The organism is Cupriavidus gilardii, from assembly GCF_008801915.1.
Lineage (GTDB): Bacteria > Pseudomonadota > Gammaproteobacteria > Burkholderiales > Burkholderiaceae > Cupriavidus > Cupriavidus gilardii.
In genome coordinates this window covers 20,896-37,207 of record NZ_VZOV01000020.1, presented here as the reverse complement: position 1 = coordinate 37,207, position 16,312 = coordinate 20,896, and the positions used below count along the sequence as shown (strand labels likewise).

Below are 16,312 nucleotides of genomic sequence, written 5' to 3'. Positions count from 1 at the left end.
GGTGGACAAGCCGGCAACAAGCGCGTCGCCAATTCGATGCCGGCCAATCAGAAATTGCCGACGAACCATTCCTTCATGCGCGTCCAGATCTGCTTGACCGAACCGCTCTGCACCGCGACCTTGCGTCCGCGCATCCGCTGCACGCGGCCTTCCAGCAGCAGGCCCATCACCGTCGAGTAGCGCGGGCTCTTGACGACCTCGTGCAGGTTGCCGCGGTACTCGGGAACGCCAACCCGAACCGGTTTGAGGAAGATGTCCTCTCCCAGTTCCACCATGCCGGGCATCATTGCCGTGCCGCCGGTGATCACGATGCCGGACGACAGCAATTCCTCGTAGCCGGACTCGCGCACGACCTGATGCACCAGCGAGTACAGCTCCTCGATGCGAGGCTCGATCACCGCCGCCAGCGCCTGGCGCGACAGCGTGCGCGTACCGCGGTCGCCCACGCCGGGCACCTCGATCATTTCCTCCGGATCGGCGATCGCCTGCTTGGCGATGCCGTACTGGATCTTGATGTCCTCGGCATCGGGCGTCGGCGTGCGCAGCGCCATCGCGATGTCGTTGGTGATCTGGTCGCCGGCGATCGGAATCACCGCGGTATGGCGGATCGCGCCTTCGCTGAAGATCGCGATATCGGTGGTGCCGCCGCCGATGTCGACCAGCACCACGCCCAGTTCCTTCTCGTCCTCGGTCAGCACCGCCAGGCTCGACGCCAGCGGCTGCAGGATCAGGTCGTGCACCTCCAGTCCGCAGCGGCGCACGCACTTGACGATGTTCTGCGCGGCGCTGACCGCGCCGGTCACGATATGGACCTTGACCTCCAGGCGGATGCCGCTCATGCCGATCGGCTCGCGCACGTCCTCCTGGCCGTCGATGATGAATTCCTGGGTCAGGATGTGCAGGATCTGCTGGTCGGTCGGGATATTGACCGCCTTCGCCGTTTCGATGACCCGCGCCACATCGGTCTGGGTCACCTCCTTGTCCTTGATCGCCACCATGCCGCTCGAGTTGAACGAGCGGATGTGGCTGCCGGCAATGCCGGTGAAGACCTCGGCAATCTTGCAGTCGGCCATCAGCTCGGCTTCCTCGAGCGCCTTCTGGATCGACTGCACGGTGGCCTCGATATTGACCACGACCCCTTTCTTCAACCCCTTGGACTCGGATTGGCCCATCCCGATCACTTCATAGCTGCCGTCGGGGCGCAATTCCGCGACCACCGCCGCCACCTTCGAGGTGCCGATGTCCAGACCAACCAACAGGTCCTTGTATTCCTTGCTCATCGGGTTTTCTCCGCGTTCTCTTTTCTCAGTCGCGTCGGATTGTTGTTGGAAGCCGGGCCACGCTTCGTGCTGCTTGCACTGGCACTGGCACTGGCACTGGCACGGTTGGCGCCGTTCGCATTGCTCGTTCCCTGCTCGCGTGCCTTGGCGGCGGCTGCCGCCTGGGCCTCGGTCAGGAAGCGCACATTGGCTGCCCGGATGGCAAACCCGTTCGGATAGCGCAAATCCGCATACTCGATCTGCTTGCCCCACTGCTCCGTCACCTGCGGCCAGGCGATGACGAAACGCTTGACGCGCTCCTCCATCGCCATCCGGTCAAGGTCGGTCTGCTCCCGTCCCAGTTCGACCACCATGCCGTTGGACAGCCTGGCCCGCCAGGCGTAACGCCCGGACAACGTCACCGCGAGCGGTTCGGCCTTCAACGGCCGGAACCAGTCGCGCATGATCTCGAGCTTGTCGACGACATCCGCCTCGCTGCCGGGCGGGCCATCGAGCGCGAGCAGCCGGGCGTCCTCTTCCGCCTCGGCGGGATTGGCCACGAACAGCTCGCCATAGGTATTGATCAGCCGGCCGGTATCGGGCGCGCCCCAGGTACCGAGCGCCTCGTGTTCCTCGATCCTGACCGTCAGGCCGCTCGGCCATTCGCGCCGCACGCTGGCCTTGCGCACCCAGGGCACCGACTCGAAGGCCTGGCGCGCGGCGTCCAGGTCCAGCGTGAAGAAGTTGCCCGACAGCTTGCCCAGCGCGTTGGCGCGCACCGCCGGCGCGTTGACGTGGCGCAGCGCGCCGCCGTACATCGGCGCCAGCTCGACATGGGTGATCGCGAACACCGGCCGCTGCGCCAGCCACATCAGGCCGGCCGCGAGCGCCATCACCACCACCACGGCGTACAGCGTGGTGGCGATCAGGTTCAGCAGGCGTGCGTTGTGCCACATGTCGATTCGGAAGGCGCGGGGTTATTCGGGTTTCCAGTGCTCGTTCGGATGCAGGTCCAGCGTCGCCGCGGCGACCACCTGCAGCACGAAGTCCTCGTAGCTGATGCCGGCCGCGCGCGCCGACATCGGCACCAGCGAATGGCCGGTCATGCCGGGCGAGGTGTTCATCTCCAGCAGGTAGGGCTGGCCGTCGGCGGTCAGCATCACGTCGGCGCGCGCCCAGCCGCGGCAGCCCAGCACGCGGAAGGCCTCGACCGCGAGGCTGCGCACGCGCTGCTCGAGTTCGTCGCCCAGGTTCGCGGGGCACAGGTACTGGGTCACGTCCGTGAAGTACTTGTTCTGATAGTCGTAGTTGGCGTCGGGCGCGACGATCCGGATCACCGGCAGCGCCACCGCGTCGCGGCCCTCGCCGACGATCGGGCAGGTCAGCTCGGCGCCGTCGACGAACGCTTCGGCGATCACGTCGTTGTCCAGCGCGGCGGCCTTCTCGTAGGCGGCGCGCATCTGGCCGGCGTCCGTGACCTTGGTCAGGCCGATCGACGAGCCTTCGCGCGCCGGCTTGACGATCAGCGGCAGGCCCAGGTCCGCCACCACTGCATCGAACTCGCGCTCGGTGCAGTCGGCCGTCAGCATCGCAAAGCGCGGCGTCGGCAATCCGTGGGTGCTCCACAGCCGCTTGGTGGCGGGCTTGTCCATCGCCAGCGCGGAGGCCAGCACGCCGCTGCCGGTGTAAGGAATGCCCAGCTGCTCGAGCAGGCCCTGCATGGTGCCGTCCTCGCCGTAGCGGCCGTGCAGCGCGATGAAGACGCGGTCGAAACCGGCCGCGGCCAGTTCGGCGACACTGCGCAGCGCCGGATCGAAGGCATGCGCGTCGACGCCGCGCGACTGCAGCGCGGCCAGCACGCCCTGCCCGGACAGCAGCGAGATTTCGCGTTCGGCCGAACGGCCGCCCATCAGCACGCCGACCTTGCCGAGCGTCTTCGGATCGATCTGGGGATTGGGGACGAAGCTCATGCCTGGCCTCCGGCTTGCGGCACGGCCGCTTGCACTGGTTGTTGCGACGCTGACTGGGCAGCGGGTTGCGAAGGGGAAGACGCCGCCGATGCCGTGGATGCGGAGGAGGCCCCGGCCTGGCCCGACACCAGCAGGCCCGGCACCGCGCCGATCGTGCCGGCGCCCATCGTCACCACCACGTCGCCCGGACGCGCGGCGTCGAGGATCGCTTGCGGCATGTCGTCGATCTGCTCGACGAAGACCGGCTCGACCTTGCCGGCGACCCGCAGCGCGCGCGTCAGCGCGCGGCCGTCGGCGGCGACGATCGGTGCCTCGCCGGCCGGATAGACCTCGGCCAGCAGCAGCGCGTCGACGGTGCCGAGCACCTTGACGAAGTCCTCGAAGCAGTCGCGCGTGCGCGTGAAGCGATGCGGCTGGAACGCCAGCACCAGCCGGCGGCCCGGGAACGCGCCGCGCGCGGCGGCCAGCGTCGCGGCCATCTCGACCGGGTGGTGGCCGTAGTCGTCGACCAGCGTGAAGGTACCGCTGCCGTCCGCGCAGGCCACCTCGCCGTAGCGCTGGAAGCGCCGGCCGACGCCGTGGAATTCGCGCAGCGCCTTGACGATGGCGGCATCGGGCACTTCCAGCTCGGTGGCGATCGCGATCGCCGCCAGCGCGTTCTGCACGTTGTGCAGGCCCGGCAGGTTCAGCACCACGTCCAGCGGCGGCTCGGCATGGTTGTTCAGCTGGCGCAGCACCGTGAAATGCATCTGGCCGTCGACCGCGCGGGCGTTGACGGCGCGCACCTGCGCGTCCTCGGCGAAGCCGTAACGGACCACCGGCTTGGACACGAAGGGCAGGATCTCGCGCACGTTGGGATCGTCGACGCACAGCACCGCGATGCCGTAGAACGGCAGCCGCTGCGTGAACTCGACGAACGCCTGCTTCAGACGGGCGAAGTCATGCCCGTAGGTGTCCATATGGTCGGCGTCGATGTTGGTGATCACCTCGATCACCGGGAACAGGTTCAGGAACGACGCGTCCGATTCGTCCGCCTCGGCGACGATGAAGTCGCCGGTGCCCAGCCGCGCATTGGCGCCGGCCGAGTTCAGCCGGCCGCCGATCACGAAGGTCGGATCGAGCCCGCCCTCGGCCAGCACCGACGCCACCAGGCTGGTGGTGGTGGTCTTGCCGTGCGTGCCGGCGATGGCGACGCCTTGCTTCAGGCGCATCAGTTCGGCCAGCATCACCGCGCGCGGCACCACTGGAATGCGCTTGGCGCGCGCGGCCAGCACCTCGGGGTTGTCGCCGCTGACGGCGGTCGACACCACCACCGCGTTGGCGCCGGCGATATGCGCGGCATCGTGGCCGTGCATCACCGTCGCGCCCAGCGCGGCGAGGCGGCGCGTCGCGGCGTTGCTGCCCATGTCGGAACCGGACACCCGGTAGCCGAGATTGAGCAGCACCTCGGCGATGCCGCTCATGCCGGCGCCGCCGATGCCTACGAAGTGGATGTTCTTGACGATATGCTTCATGAATCCTGCTTGTCGGTGGACCTCGATCCCCTCGGTTCCCCGTACTAATCCTTGGCCAGCTCGCTGCAGACCTGCGCCACGCGCCGGGTCGCATCCGGCTTGGCCAGTCCGCGCGCGCGCAGCGCCATCTCTTTCAGTTGCGGCCGCGACAGCTGCGCCAGCGTCTGCGCGAGCCCCTCCGCGGTCAATGCGTCCTGTTGCACCAGCAGCGCCGCGCCCTGTTCCGACAGGAAGCGCGCGTTGGTGGTCTGGTGGTCGTCCACCGCATGCGGGAACGGCACGAACAGCGCGGCCACGCCGGCGGCCGCCACCTCCGATACCGTCATCGCGCCGGCGCGGCAGATCACCAGATCGGCTTCGGCGTAGGCCTGCGCCATGTCGTCGATGAAGGGCACGGCCTCGGCCGCGACCCCGGCCGCTGCGTAGTTCGCGCGCAGCGTATCGATCTGCCTGACGCCGGCCTGGTGCCGCACCAGCGGCCGCTCGCCTTCGGGCAGCAGCGCCAGCGCCTGCGGCACCACCGAATTGAGCGCAGCGGCGCCGAGGCTGCCGCCGACCACCAGCACCCGCAGCGGACCCTGGCGGCCGTCGTAGCGCGCGGCCGGCTCTGCCAGTGCCGCGACTTCCTCGCGCACGGGATTGCCGGTCCACTCGGCGCCGGGCAGCGTCTGCGGAAATGCGCACAGCACGCGGTCGGCGACCCTGGCCAGCACCTTGTTGGCGAGGCCGGCGATCGAGTTCTGCTCGTGCAGCACCAGCGGCCGGCCCAGCAGCGAGGCCATCATGCCGGCCGGGAACGTGATATAGCCGCCCATGCCGAGCACCACGCTCGGGCGCACCCGGCGCAGCGCGCCGATGCTCTGCCAGAACGCGCGCAGCAGGTTCAGCGGCAGCAGCAGCTTGGTCAGCAGTCCCTTGCCGCGCAGCCCGCCGAACTGGATGAACTCCATCGGGATGTCGTGCTTCGGCACCAGCGTCGCTTCCATGCCGGTGCGGTTGCCGAGCCAGACCACGCGCCAGCCCTGTGCGCGCAGCGCATGCGCGACGGCGAGCCCCGGGAACACATGGCCGCCGGTACCGCCCGCCATCACGAGCAGGGTGCGTGGCTGCGTGGAACTCATACCTTCCCTCCACGCATCAACACCCGATTGTGGCTACGGCCGCTGCGCTTGACTTCCCGCTGGCGCGGGAAGTTAGCCTGCGCCGAAACCGCGTATTGCTGCGTTCCGGTCATACCTTCCCTCCACGCATCAATACGCGGTTTTCATAATCGATGCGCAGCAGCAGCGCCAAGGCGACGCAGTTCATCAGGATCCCCGAACCGCCGTAGCTGACCATCGGCAGCGTCAGCCCCTTGGTCGGCAGCAGGCCCAGGTTCACGCCCATGTTGATGAAGGCCTGCCAGCCGATCCAGATGCCGATGCCCTTGGCGACCAGGCCGGCGAACGTGCGGTCGAGCTGCAGCGCGGTGCGGCCGATCGAGAAGGCGCGGCGCACCAGCCAGTAGAACAGCACGATCGCGGTCAGCACGCCGATGAAGCCCAGCTCCTCGCCGATCACGGCCAGGATGAAGTCGGTATGCGCCTCGGGCAGGTAGTGCAGCTTCTCGATGCTGCCGCCCAGCCCGACCCCGGCCCATTCGCCGCGGCCGAAGGCGATCAGCGAGTGGGTCAGCTGATAGGCCTTGCCCAGCGCGTATTCCTCGCGCCAGGGATCGAGATAGGCGAAGATCCGCTCGCGCCGCCACGGCGACACCGCGATCAGCAATGCGAAGGTGCCGACCGCGATCGCCACCAGCGCGCCGAACAGCTTGCCGTTGACGCCGCCCAGGAACAGGATGCCCATCGCCACCGCGGCGATCACCAGGAACGCGCCCATGTCGGGCTCGAGCAGCAGCAGCATGCCGACCACCGCGACCGCGACGCCCATCGGCAGGAAGCCCTTGCCCAGGCTCTGCATCCATTCCTGCTTGCGCACCGTGTAGTTGGCGGCGTACAGCACCACCGCCAGCTTCATCAGCTCGGACGGCTGGAAGTTCATCAGGCCCAGCGGAATCCAGCGGCGCGCGCCGTTGACGCCCTTGCCGATGAAGGGCACCAGCACGATGATCAGCAGGACCAGCGCCAGCACGAACAGCTTGGGCGCATAGCGGTCCCAGTACTTGACCGGGATCTGGAAGGCCAGCAGCCCCACGCCCAGCCCGATCAGCAGCGAGAACGCATGGCGGATCAGGAAATGGCTCTCGCGGTAATTGGCGAAGCGCGGCGAGTCGGGCAGCGCGATGGTGGCCGAATAGACCATCACCAGGCCGAGCGACAGCAGCACGATCGCGACCCACAGCAGCGGCTGGTCGTACTCCATCATCCGCGAGCGGGTCGGCTTGACGCCCGACACCGCATCGCGCAGCCCTTCCCAGGCATTGCCGATGGTCGCGCCGACGATGGTGGCGCCGACGAAGCCGCTGCGCTTGGCCTGGCGCTCTGCCTGCATCTCGCTCATGGCATGATCCCCCGGGACAGCGCCAGTTCTTCGACCGCGGCGCGGAACACCTGCGCGCGATGCACGTAGTTGCGGAACATGTCCAGGCTCGCGCAGGCCGGCGACAGCAGCACCACGTCACCCGGCTGCGCCTGTGCGGCGGCCAGCCGCACCGCGGCCTCGAGCGCGCCCTCCTCCGAACCCGCATCGAGCAGCGCGACGCCGGTGCCTTCCAGCGCCGCGCGCAGTTCGCCGGCGGCCTTGCCGATCAGCACCACCGCGCGCGCGTACTGCGCCACCGGCGCCGCCAGCGGCGAGAAGTCCTGACCCTTGCCCTCGCCACCGGCGATCAGCACCACGCGCTTGTCCAGGCCGGACAGCGCGGCGACGGTCGCGCCGACATTGGTGCCCTTGCTGTCGTCGAAGTACTCGACATCGTCGATCGTGGCGAGCCACTCGACCCGGTGCGGTTCGCCGCGGTATTCGCGCAGGCCGTGCAGCAGCGCGTTCAGCGGCAGATCGATGGCGCGGCACAGCGCCAGCGCCGCCATCGCGTTGGTGGCGTTGTGCATGCCGCGGATGTGCAGCGCGTCGGCCGGCATCAGGCGCTTGTGCCGCACCGGCACCGGCGCGGCGTCGTCGCCGGCCGCGCCCCTGCGGCGGCGCGGCTTCGCTTCGTCGGCCTCCGTGTCGGGCTCGGCCAGCACCAGCCACGGCATGCCGCCCTCGCGCAGGATGCCGAAGCTGCCCGGCACTTCCGGCAGGTCGGTGCCGAACGTCACCGGCACGCTGCCCTGGCGCGCCATCTCCATCGTCAGCCGGTCGTTGCGGTTCAGCACCTGCACGCAGTGCGAGCCGTCGCTGCCGGCAGGCCCGAAGATGCGCTGCTTGGCCGCCGCGTAGGCCTGCATCGTGCCGTGCCAGTCGAGGTGGTCCTGGGTGACGTTGAGCACCGCGGCCGCGTGCGGAGCCAGCGTATGCGTGGTCTCCAGCTGGAAACTGGACAGTTCCAGCACCCAGACGTCGGGCAGCGTTGCCGCGGCGATGCAGGCCGACAGCTTGTCCAGCGCCGACGGGCTGATATTGCCGGCGACCGCCACGGTCTTGCCGGCGCGCTCGACCAGCCGGCCGGTCAACGCGGTGGTGGTGGTCTTGCCGTTGGTGCCGGTGATCGCCAGCAGCTTCGGCGCGTAGCCCGCTTCGGCCTGCAGATGCGCCAGCGCGCGCGCGAACAGTTCGATCTCGCCCCACACCGGAATGCCGCGCTCGCGCGCCGCGTCCAGCAGCGCGCCGGTGTCGGCTTCGGCCGGCGACAGGCCCGGGCTGATCGCGATCAGCCCGATGCCGTCGAGCAGCGCGGCCGTGAACGGGCCGCCGACGAATTCGGCCGAGGGCAGCTCGGCCTGCAGGAAGGCAAGATTGGCGGGCGCCGGACGGGTATCGGCGACACGCAGCGCGCAGCCATACCGGCCGCACCAGCGCGCCATCGCCAGGCCCGATTCACCGAGGCCCAGTACCAGCACATCAGGGGTCTGCAACTGGCCAAACACTTCGTTTCCTGCCTTTGATTTCCTGTCGTCGATTGAACTTGCGATCCGTGCGCGTCAGCGCAGCTTCAGCGTCGAGAGCCCGATCAGCACCAGCAGCAGCGTGATCACCCAGAAGCGGACGGTGACCTGCGTTTCCTTCCACCCGCTGAGCTCGAAATGGTGGTGCAGCGGCGCCATGCGGAACAGCCGCCGCCCTTCGCCATAACGCCGCTTGGTGAACTTGAACCAGGCGACCTGCAGCATCACCGACACCGTCTCGGCGACGAACACACCGCCCATCACGAACAGCACGATCTCCTGGCGCACGATGACGGCGATGGTGCCGAGCGCCCCGCCCAGCGCCAGCGCGCCGACATCGCCCATGAATACCTGCGCCGGATGCGCGTTGAACCACAGGAACGCGAGCCCCGCGCCGGCCATCGCCGAGCAGAAGATCAGCAGCTCGCCCGCGCCCGGGATGTGCGGGAACAGCAGGTACTTGCTGTAGACCGCGTTGCCCATCACGTAGGCGAACACGCCGAGCGCGCTGCCGACCAGCACCACCGGCATGATCACCAGGCCGTCGAGGCCGTCGGTCAGGTTCACGGCGTTGCTCGAGCCGACGATCACGAAATAGGTCAGCACGATGAAGCCGGCCACGCCCAGCGGGTAGCTGACCTCCTTGAAGAAGGGCACCAGCAGGTTCGACTTGTAGGGCATGTCCAGCGACAGCCCGCCTTCGACCCAGCTCAGGAACAGCTCCCACACCTTGACGTTGCTGGCCTCGGAGATCGAGAACGCCAGATAGACCGCGGCCACCAGCCCGATCAGCGTCTGCCAGAAATACTTCTCGCCGCTCGACATGCCGCGCGGGTCGCGATAGACGACCTTGCGGTAGTCGTCGACCCAGCCGATCGCGCCGTAGCCGAAGGTCACCAGCATCACCACCCAGACGAAGCGGTTGCCCCAGTCGCACCACAGCACCGTCGAGATGCCGATCGACAGCAGCACCAGCACGCCGCCCATGGTCGGCGTGCCGGACTTGACCAGATGGGTCTGCGGGCCGATCGTGCGCACCGCCTGGCCGATCTTCATCTCGGTCAGCTTGCGGATCACCCACGGACCGAGCGCGAGGCCGATCACCAGCGCCGTGAGGTTGGCCATCACGGCGCGGAAGGTCAGATAGTTGACGACCCGCAGGAAGCTGTAGTCATCTTGCAGCCATTGGGCCAGGGCCAATAACATCGTTCTTCGGTTTCCAGTCTGCTGCCGCGGTGTCCCTCGTTCGGGGCCTGCGGCCAATTCCAATCAATCGTTAAGCTTCACTGCCGTTCAGTCTCAACCCTTGTTCGCCGGCTCGGCGGACGCAGCCGGCCCGGCCGCCGGCGTGACCAGCGCATCGACCATGCGTTCCATCCGCATGAAGCGCGAGCCCTTGACCAGCACGGCGCTCGCCCGCGCGACGGTACCGTCGGCATCGGCGGCCAGCGTCGCCGCCAGGTCGCCGGCGCCGGCAAAGTGGCGCGCGCCCTCGCCGAACGCCTGCACCGCATGCGGCGAGGCCTCGCCGGTCGCCCACAGCGTCTCGATGCCGCGCGCACGCGCATAGGCGCCGATCTCGGCGTGGAACGCCGGCCCCTGATCGCCGACCTCGCCCATGTCGCCGATCACCAGCACGCGCGGCGGCGCGAAGCCGGCCAGCACGTCGATGGCCGCGCGCATCGAGTCGGGGTTGGCGTTGTAGGTGTCGTCGATCACCACGGTGCCGACAGCGGCACGCTTGACCTGCAGCCGGCCCTTGACCGGCGCGAAGGAGGCCAGGCCGCGCTGGATCGCGTCGATCTCGACGCCGGCGGCCAGCGCGCAGGCGATCGCCGCCAGCGCATTGCGCACGTTGTGCATGCCGAGCAGCGCCAGCCGGACCTCGAAGACGCGGCCGGGCGCGCGCACCTGCAGCCGCTGTACGCCGTCGTCGAGGCTGACCTCGGCGCTGACGTCGGCACGCGAGTCCGCCTGGCCGTCGTTGCCGCCCTCGGCCAGGCCGAAGGTCAGCACCGGCCGGCTGCCAGCGGCGGCGCGCCAGATGCCGGCATGCGCACCGCCGCTGGCCGCGTCCACCGGGAACACCGCGGTGCCGCCGGCCGGCAGCGCGGCCAGGATGCTGGCGTGCTCGTGCGCGACGGCCTCGACGCTGACCATGAATTCCTGGTGCTCGCGCTGGGCGTTGGTGATCACCGCCACCGTGGGCTGCGCGATCGCCGCCAGCGACGCGGTCTCGCCCGGATGGTTCATGCCGAGCTCGAGCACCGCGAGCCGGTGGCTCGGACGCAGCCGCAGCACCGTCAGCGGCAGCCCGATGTCGTTGTTCAGGTTGCCGCCGGTGGCCAGCCGCTGCGGCTCGCCGACCGCCGCGGCGAAGATCGCCGCGATCATTTCCTTGACCGTGGTCTTGCCATTGCTGCCCGTCACGGCCACCGTCGGCGGCGTGAAGCGGGCGCGCCAGCCGGCACCGAGCTGGCCCAGCGCGATGCGCGTGTCGGGTGCCACGATCGCCGGCAAGCCCGGCGCCGCGGCGGAGACATCGCGCTCGACCAGCACCGCGGCGGCGCCCTTGGCGGCCACCTCGGCAATGAAATCGTGCGCGTCGAAGCGCTCGCCGCGCAGCGCGACGAACAGGTCGCCGGGCTCGACGGTACGGCTGTCGGTATGCACACGGGTAAACCGCCGTGTGCCATCGCCTTCCACGCGCGCGCCGGCGATCCAGCCCGCGGCCTGCTGCAGGTCGGTCATCGTCTGTTCCGGTGTCGCCTTCGCGTTCATATCGATACTCATGCCGACAGTCATGCCGATACCCCGCGCGCCGCCAGCGCCAGGCGGACATGCTCGCGATCGGAGAACGGCCGCTTGCGGCCCTGGATTTCCTGCGTGGCCTCGTGGCCCTTGCCGGCCACCAGCACCACGTCGTTTGCGCCGGCATGCTTGACCGCATAGAGGATGGCCGCGGCGCGGTCCTCGATCTGGCGGCCACGGCGGAAGTCGCGCATGCCGTCGGCGATCGCATCGAGGATCGCCTGCGGGTCCTCGCTGCGCGGGTTGTCGCTGGTCAGCACCACCTCGTCGGCCAGCCGTTCGGCCACCGCGCCCATCTGCGGGCGCTTGCCCGGATCGCGGTCGCCACCGCAGCCGAACACGCACCACAGCCGGCCCTGGCGCGCCGCCACCACTGGCCGCAGCGCGTTCAACGTCTTCTCCAGCGCGTCGGGCGTATGCGCGTAGTCGACCACGGCCAGCGGCCCTTCCTGCCCGCCGAACAGCTCCATGCGCCCGTCCACGGGGCGCAGCGCGCGCAGCGCCGCCAGCGCCGCGTCCCAGGCCACGCCGTTGGCCAGCGCCGCGCCGAGCACGGCCAGCAGATTGCTGACGTTGAACTCGCCAATCAGCGGCGTGGCGACCTCGGCGCTGCCGAAGCTGCCGTCGACCTTGAACACGGTGCCGGTCGGGGTCGCCTTGACGCCGGTGGCGCGCAGCCACGCCGCGCCGCCGCTGAAGCCGGTCGCGCCGGCGGGGCCGCCGATGCCGTACTCGATCACCTGCCGCGCCGCCATGCCGGCCGCCAGCAGGCGCCGGCCCATCGCGTCGTCGCGGTTGACCACCGCGGCCTGCAGCTTGGGCCAATGGAACAGCAGCGTCTTGGCCGCCTCGTACTCGGCCATGCTGCCGTGATAGTCGAGGTGGTCCTGGGTCAGATTGGTCAGCACCGCGACCCGGAACGGCGTGCCGGCGACGCGGCCCTGCTCGAGGCCGTGCGAGGACACTTCCATCGCCACCGCGGCCGCGCCGGCGGCATGCAGCTCGGCCAGGCTGTCCTGCAGCTGCACCGCGTCGGGCGTGGTGAAGCCGGTGTGCTGCAGCGAGTCCGGAAAGCCGCTGCCCAGCGTGCCGATCGTCGCGCAGCGGGTGCCGGCGGCCTGCAGCACGCGCGCGAGCCACTGGCTGCACGAGGTCTTGCCGTTGGTACCGGTGATGCCGGTGATTGCCAGACCGCGCGCCGCGTTGCCGTACCAGGCGGCGGCGATCGGGCCGGCCAGCCGCTCCAGCCCTTCGATCGGCAGATGCGGCACGGCGTCGCCATGCGGCCAGTCGTAACCGCGGCTCTCGTAGACCACCGCGGCGGCGCCGCGCGCCAGCGCCTCGGCGATATATGGGCGGGCGTCGGTCGACAGGCGCGCGTTGCCGAGCACATAGGCGAAGAAGACATCGCCCTGGCGCAGCCGGCGCGTGTCGCCGGTCAGGCGGGCCGTGTCCGATGCGTGCTGGCGCAACCAGGCCGCTGCCTTGGCAGCGGCCTGTTCGAGGGCGGCGTGCTTGCTGCGGGCGGTCATCGGGCGGTGCTCCCGGATCCGCGAGCGGACAGCGTTTCGGGCGGCGTATCGGGCAGGGTCTCGGGCACGCTCTCGGTGACCACCAGTTGCCGGATCGGCGAATCGGGCTGGACGTTCAGCGCGCGCAGCGTGCCGCCGGTGATCGCGGCGAACACCGGGCCGGCAACCGCGCCGCCATAGTGGCTGCCGGAGGTCGGCTCGTCGACGCTGACGGCGACGATGATGCGCGGGTTCGACATCGGCGCCAGGCCGATGAACGAGGCGCGGTACTTGCTGCGGTCGTAGCCGCGGCCGACGTGCTTGTAGGCGGTACCGGTCTTGCCGCCGACGCGGTAGCCCATCACCTGGGCCTGGGTCGCGGTGCCGCCCGGCGCCGTCACCATTTCCAGCATGCCGCGCACATCCCGCGCGACCTGGGGCGAGATCACGCGCTCGCCGCTGGCCGGACCGTCGGTGCGGAACATCGTGATCGGAATCAGTTCGCCGTCGTGGGCGAAGATCGTATAGGCGTGCGCCATCTGCATCAGCGACACCGACAGGCCGTAGCCGTACGACATCGTCGCCTGCTCGATCGGCCGCCAGCTCTTGTACGGGCGCACGCGGCCGGCGGCGGCGCCGGGAAAACCGAGCTTGGGCGCCTGGCCCAGGCCCAGGCTGGTGAACATGTCCCACATTTCCTGCGGCTTCATCAGCATCGCCATCTTGATGGTGCCGATGTTGCTGGACTTCTGGATCACGCCGGCGACGGTCAGCGGGCCGTAGTTGTGGGTATCCGAGATCGTCGCGCGCTCGAAGGTGTAGCGGCCGTCGGTCTGGAACACGGTCGACGGCGTCACGCGCTTCAGTTGCAGCGCCAGCGCGGCGGTGATCGGCTTCATCATCGAGCCGGGCTCGAAGGTGTCGGTCAGCACGCGGTTGCGCAGCTGCTCGCCGGACAGGCGCGCGCGGTCGTTCGGGTTGTAGCTGGGCCAGTTGGCCAGCGCCAGCACCTCGCCCGTCTGCGCGTCGAGCACCACCGCGCTGGCGGCCTTGGCCTTGCTGCGCTCGGCCACCGCCTTGACCTCGTTGAAGGCCAGATACTGGATCTTCGCGTCGATCGACAGCTGCAGGTCCTGGCCGTCGCGCGGGCTGCGCAGCACGCCGATGTCCTCGACCACGCGGCCGAGCCGGTCCTTGATGACCTGGCGGGCGCCGGCCTTGCCGGCCAGCACGCCTTCGCGGGCCAGTTCCATGCCTTCCTGGCCGCGGTCCTCGACGTTGGTGAAGCCGACGATGTGCGCCATCGCCTCGCCTTCCGGGTAGAAGCGCTTGTACTCGCCGCTCTGGTGCACGCCGTCGATCTTCAGCGCGGCGATCTTTTCGGCGACGTCGGGCAGCACCTGCCGCTTCAGATAGACGAAGCTCTTGTCCTCGGTCAGCTTCTTGCGCAGGTCCTTCTCGGACATGTCGAGCAGCTTCGCGAGCTGGCGCAGCTTGCTTGCATCGAGGTTCGACGGCACGTCCTCGGGCACGGCCCAGATCGCCTTGACCGGCAGGCTGGTGGCCAGCACCAGGCCGTTGCGGTCGAGGATCTTGCCGCGCGTGGCGGGCAGCTCGAGCGTGCGCTGGAAGCGCTTCTTGCCCTCGGCCTCGTAGAACTGGTTGCCCGGGCCCTGGATCCACAGCGCGCGCACGGCCAGCGCGACGAAGGCCGCGAACATCAGGAACACCACCAGCTTGGAGCGCCACATCGGCAGGCGCAGGCCGAGCACCGGGCTGGCCGAGAACTGGCCCGAGCGCGGACGCGTGGCGGCGGGCCGCGCGGCGCGCGGGCGGTGCAGGCTGGGACGGGCCATCGTCATGGACGGCCCTCCGCGTTGGCGCTGGACTGCTGCTTGTCTGCGCCATCGCCCCCTTCGCCGGCCGCGGCGCCGTCGGCGCGCGGCAGCACGATGCCCTGCAGGTATTGGGTGCGGCCGGGGCTGACCGGCGACATCTTCAGTTGCGCACGGGCCGCGTCGGCAATGCGCGCGCTCTTGGACAGCGCGCTCTGCTGGTATTGCAGCCGCGACCACTCGGTCTCGAGCTGGCGCTCCTCCGACTGCTCGCGCTCGAGCGCGACGAACAGCGTGCGCGCCTCGTGCTGGGCGCTGACCAGCGACAGCGCGCACAGGATCAGCGCGCCGAGCAGGAAGAAGGTCAGGCGGTTCATGCGCGCGCCCCGCCCTGCGGCGCGACGGGCGCCAGTTTTTCAGCGATGCGCATCACCGCCGAGCGCGCGCGCGGATTGTCGGCGGTCTCCTGCGGGCCGGGCTTGACGCGGCCGAGCAGCTTCATGGTCGGCTGGGGCAGGTCGGCCGCGCGCAGCGGCGCGCGCCGCAGCGCCGGATCGGCGTCCTGCTGCGGGCGTGCGTGCGCCTGCATGAACCGCTTGACGATGCGGTCCTCCAGCGAATGAAAGCTGATCACCACCAGCCGTCCCCCTACCTCGAGCAGATCGTAGGCCGCGCTCAGACCGCTTTCGAGGTCCGCAAGCTCTTGATTGATGAAAATCCGTAGAGCCTGAAAGGTGCGGGTCGCAGGGTCCTGACCCTTCTCGCGTGTCTTGACGGCTTTCGCCACGAGCGCGGCAAGGTCGGCAGTAGTGGCGAGGCGTCCGCCATCGCCGGGTTCGCTCCGGCGAGCAACAATCGCCTTTGCAATCTGTACAGCAAACCGTTCTTCCCCATAGTCTCGTATCACCCTCGCGATGTCCTGCTCGTCGGCCTGCGCCAGCCACTCGGCGGCGGTGATGCCGCGCGTGGTGTCCATGCGCATGTCGAGCGGGCCCTCGAACCGAAACGAAAACCCCCTCGCTGCGTCGTCGATCTGGGGCGAGCTGATCCCCAGGTCGAGCAGCACGCCCGCGACCTTCGCGCCGGCCAGGCGCTCGCCCATGGCGGCGAAGCTCGCGTGCTCAATAGAGAAGCGGGCATCCTTGATGGTGCCCGCTTCTGCGATTGCTGCCGGATCCTTGTCGAAGGCGACCAGTGCCCCTTCGGGTCCCAGCCGCGCCAGCACGGCCCGGCTGTGCCCTCCCCTGCCGAAGGTGCCGTCCACGTACACGCCGTCGGGCCGCCACACGAGCGCATCGACGGCTTCGTCGAGCAGCACGGTGCGATGGCGCAGGGGGGTGGGCCCCGGCGTACGGGTCGGTTCCAT

The 16,312-nt window shown here is 69.5% G+C and carries 13 protein-coding genes; all 13 read right to left on the bottom strand.

The annotated features are described in order from the left end of the window. Positions 1 to 47 precede the first annotated feature (47 nt). Positions 48 to 1,280, bottom strand: a complete 1,233-nt coding sequence (gene ftsA, locus F7Q96_RS20385) for a cell division protein FtsA (protein WP_006579112.1) — start codon at positions 1,278 to 1,280, stop codon at positions 48 to 50. Then, positions 1,277 to 2,215, bottom strand: a complete 939-nt coding sequence (locus F7Q96_RS20380; protein WP_053822567.1) for a cell division protein FtsQ/DivIB — start codon at positions 2,213 to 2,215, stop codon at positions 1,277 to 1,279. The genes ftsA and F7Q96_RS20380 overlap by 4 nt, the downstream gene beginning before the upstream one ends. A 21-nt stretch (positions 2,216 to 2,236) precedes the next feature. After that, entirely contained in the window at positions 2,237 to 3,229 is a 993-nt protein-coding gene (locus F7Q96_RS20375; RefSeq protein WP_053822568.1) for a D-alanine--D-alanine ligase, read from the bottom strand. Beyond that, positions 3,226 to 4,743 (bottom strand): UDP-N-acetylmuramate--L-alanine ligase, encoded by a 1,518-nt coding sequence (murC, locus tag F7Q96_RS20370; protein ID WP_082371554.1) that lies wholly within the window; start codon positions 4,741 to 4,743, stop codon positions 3,226 to 3,228. Before murC ends, F7Q96_RS20375 begins: the two co-directional genes overlap by 4 nt. A gap of 44 nt (positions 4,744 to 4,787) precedes the next feature. Then, the gene (gene murG / locus F7Q96_RS20365; RefSeq protein ID WP_151023204.1) at positions 4,788 to 5,864 is read right to left on the bottom strand and encodes an undecaprenyldiphospho-muramoylpentapeptide beta-N-acetylglucosaminyltransferase; all 1,077 of its coding nucleotides are present in this window, start codon (positions 5,862 to 5,864) and stop codon (positions 4,788 to 4,790) included. 109 nt (positions 5,865 to 5,973) lie between these two features. Then, positions 5,974 to 7,242, bottom strand: coding sequence for a putative lipid II flippase FtsW (gene ftsW, locus F7Q96_RS20360; RefSeq protein WP_053822569.1), 1,269 nt, complete (start codon positions 7,240 to 7,242; stop codon positions 5,974 to 5,976). Then, complete coding sequence (gene murD, locus F7Q96_RS20355; protein ID WP_053822570.1) at positions 7,239 to 8,771, bottom strand: UDP-N-acetylmuramoyl-L-alanine--D-glutamate ligase; 1,533 nt, start codon at positions 8,769 to 8,771, stop codon at positions 7,239 to 7,241. Before murD ends, ftsW begins: the two co-directional genes overlap by 4 nt. Positions 8,772 to 8,825: 54 nt before the next feature. After that, a complete protein-coding gene (mraY, locus tag F7Q96_RS20350) occupies positions 8,826 to 9,995 on the bottom strand; it encodes a phospho-N-acetylmuramoyl-pentapeptide-transferase (protein WP_053822571.1) in 1,170 nt (389 codons plus the stop codon). A gap of 93 nt (positions 9,996 to 10,088) precedes the next feature. Further along, on the bottom strand, positions 10,089 to 11,582 hold the full coding sequence (locus F7Q96_RS20345; RefSeq protein ID WP_226994767.1) for a UDP-N-acetylmuramoyl-tripeptide--D-alanyl-D-alanine ligase: 1,494 nt from the start codon (positions 11,580 to 11,582) through the stop codon (positions 10,089 to 10,091). Between the two features lie 8 nt (positions 11,583 to 11,590). Then, entirely contained in the window at positions 11,591 to 13,132 is a 1,542-nt protein-coding gene (locus F7Q96_RS20340) for a UDP-N-acetylmuramoyl-L-alanyl-D-glutamate--2,6-diaminopimelate ligase (RefSeq protein ID WP_053822573.1), read from the bottom strand. Next, positions 13,129 to 14,973: a peptidoglycan D,D-transpeptidase FtsI family protein gene (locus F7Q96_RS20335; RefSeq protein WP_053822574.1), complete on the bottom strand. Its 1,845-nt coding sequence runs from the start codon at positions 14,971 to 14,973 to the stop codon at positions 13,129 to 13,131. Before F7Q96_RS20335 ends, F7Q96_RS20340 begins: the two co-directional genes overlap by 4 nt. Beyond that, a complete protein-coding gene (gene ftsL / locus F7Q96_RS20330) occupies positions 14,970 to 15,323 on the bottom strand; it encodes a cell division protein FtsL (protein WP_053822575.1) in 354 nt (117 codons plus the stop codon). The genes F7Q96_RS20335 and ftsL overlap by 4 nt, the downstream gene beginning before the upstream one ends. Further along, positions 15,320 to 16,312 carry a 16S rRNA (cytosine(1402)-N(4))-methyltransferase RsmH gene (gene rsmH / locus F7Q96_RS20325; RefSeq protein ID WP_151023202.1) on the bottom strand — a complete coding sequence of 331 codons (993 nt, stop codon included), beginning with the start codon at positions 16,310 to 16,312 and terminating at the stop codon, positions 15,320 to 15,322. The genes ftsL and rsmH overlap by 4 nt, the downstream gene beginning before the upstream one ends.

Bases quoted from the DNA above. Each gene is read 5' to 3' on its own strand.
- rsmH (WP_151023202.1), bottom strand. From the start codon at position 16,312: ATGGAACCGACCCGTACGCCGGGGCCCACCCCCCTGCGCCATCGCACC.
- F7Q96_RS20380 (WP_053822567.1), bottom strand. From the start codon at position 2,215: ATGTGGCACAACGCACGCCTGCTGAACCTGATCGCCACCACGCTGTAC.
- mraY (WP_053822571.1), bottom strand. From the start codon at position 9,995: ATGTTATTGGCCCTGGCCCAATGGCTGCAAGATGACTACAGCTTCCTG.
- ftsL (WP_053822575.1), bottom strand. From the start codon at position 15,323: ATGAACCGCCTGACCTTCTTCCTGCTCGGCGCGCTGATCCTGTGCGCG.
- ftsA (WP_006579112.1), bottom strand. From the start codon at position 1,280: ATGAGCAAGGAATACAAGGACCTGTTGGTTGGTCTGGACATCGGCACC.
- F7Q96_RS20340 (WP_053822573.1), bottom strand. From the start codon at position 13,132: ATGACCGCCCGCAGCAAGCACGCCGCCCTCGAACAGGCCGCTGCCAAG.
- F7Q96_RS20375 (WP_053822568.1), bottom strand. From the start codon at position 3,229: ATGAGCTTCGTCCCCAATCCCCAGATCGATCCGAAGACGCTCGGCAAG.
- murC (WP_082371554.1), bottom strand. From the start codon at position 4,743: ATGAAGCATATCGTCAAGAACATCCACTTCGTAGGCATCGGCGGCGCC.
- F7Q96_RS20345 (WP_226994767.1), bottom strand. From the start codon at position 11,582: ATGAGTATCGATATGAACGCGAAGGCGACACCGGAACAGACGATGACC.
- ftsW (WP_053822569.1), bottom strand. From the start codon at position 7,242: ATGAGCGAGATGCAGGCAGAGCGCCAGGCCAAGCGCAGCGGCTTCGTC.
- F7Q96_RS20335 (WP_053822574.1), bottom strand. From the start codon at position 14,973: ATGACGATGGCCCGTCCCAGCCTGCACCGCCCGCGCGCCGCGCGGCCC.
- murG (WP_151023204.1), bottom strand. From the start codon at position 5,864: ATGAGTTCCACGCAGCCACGCACCCTGCTCGTGATGGCGGGCGGTACC.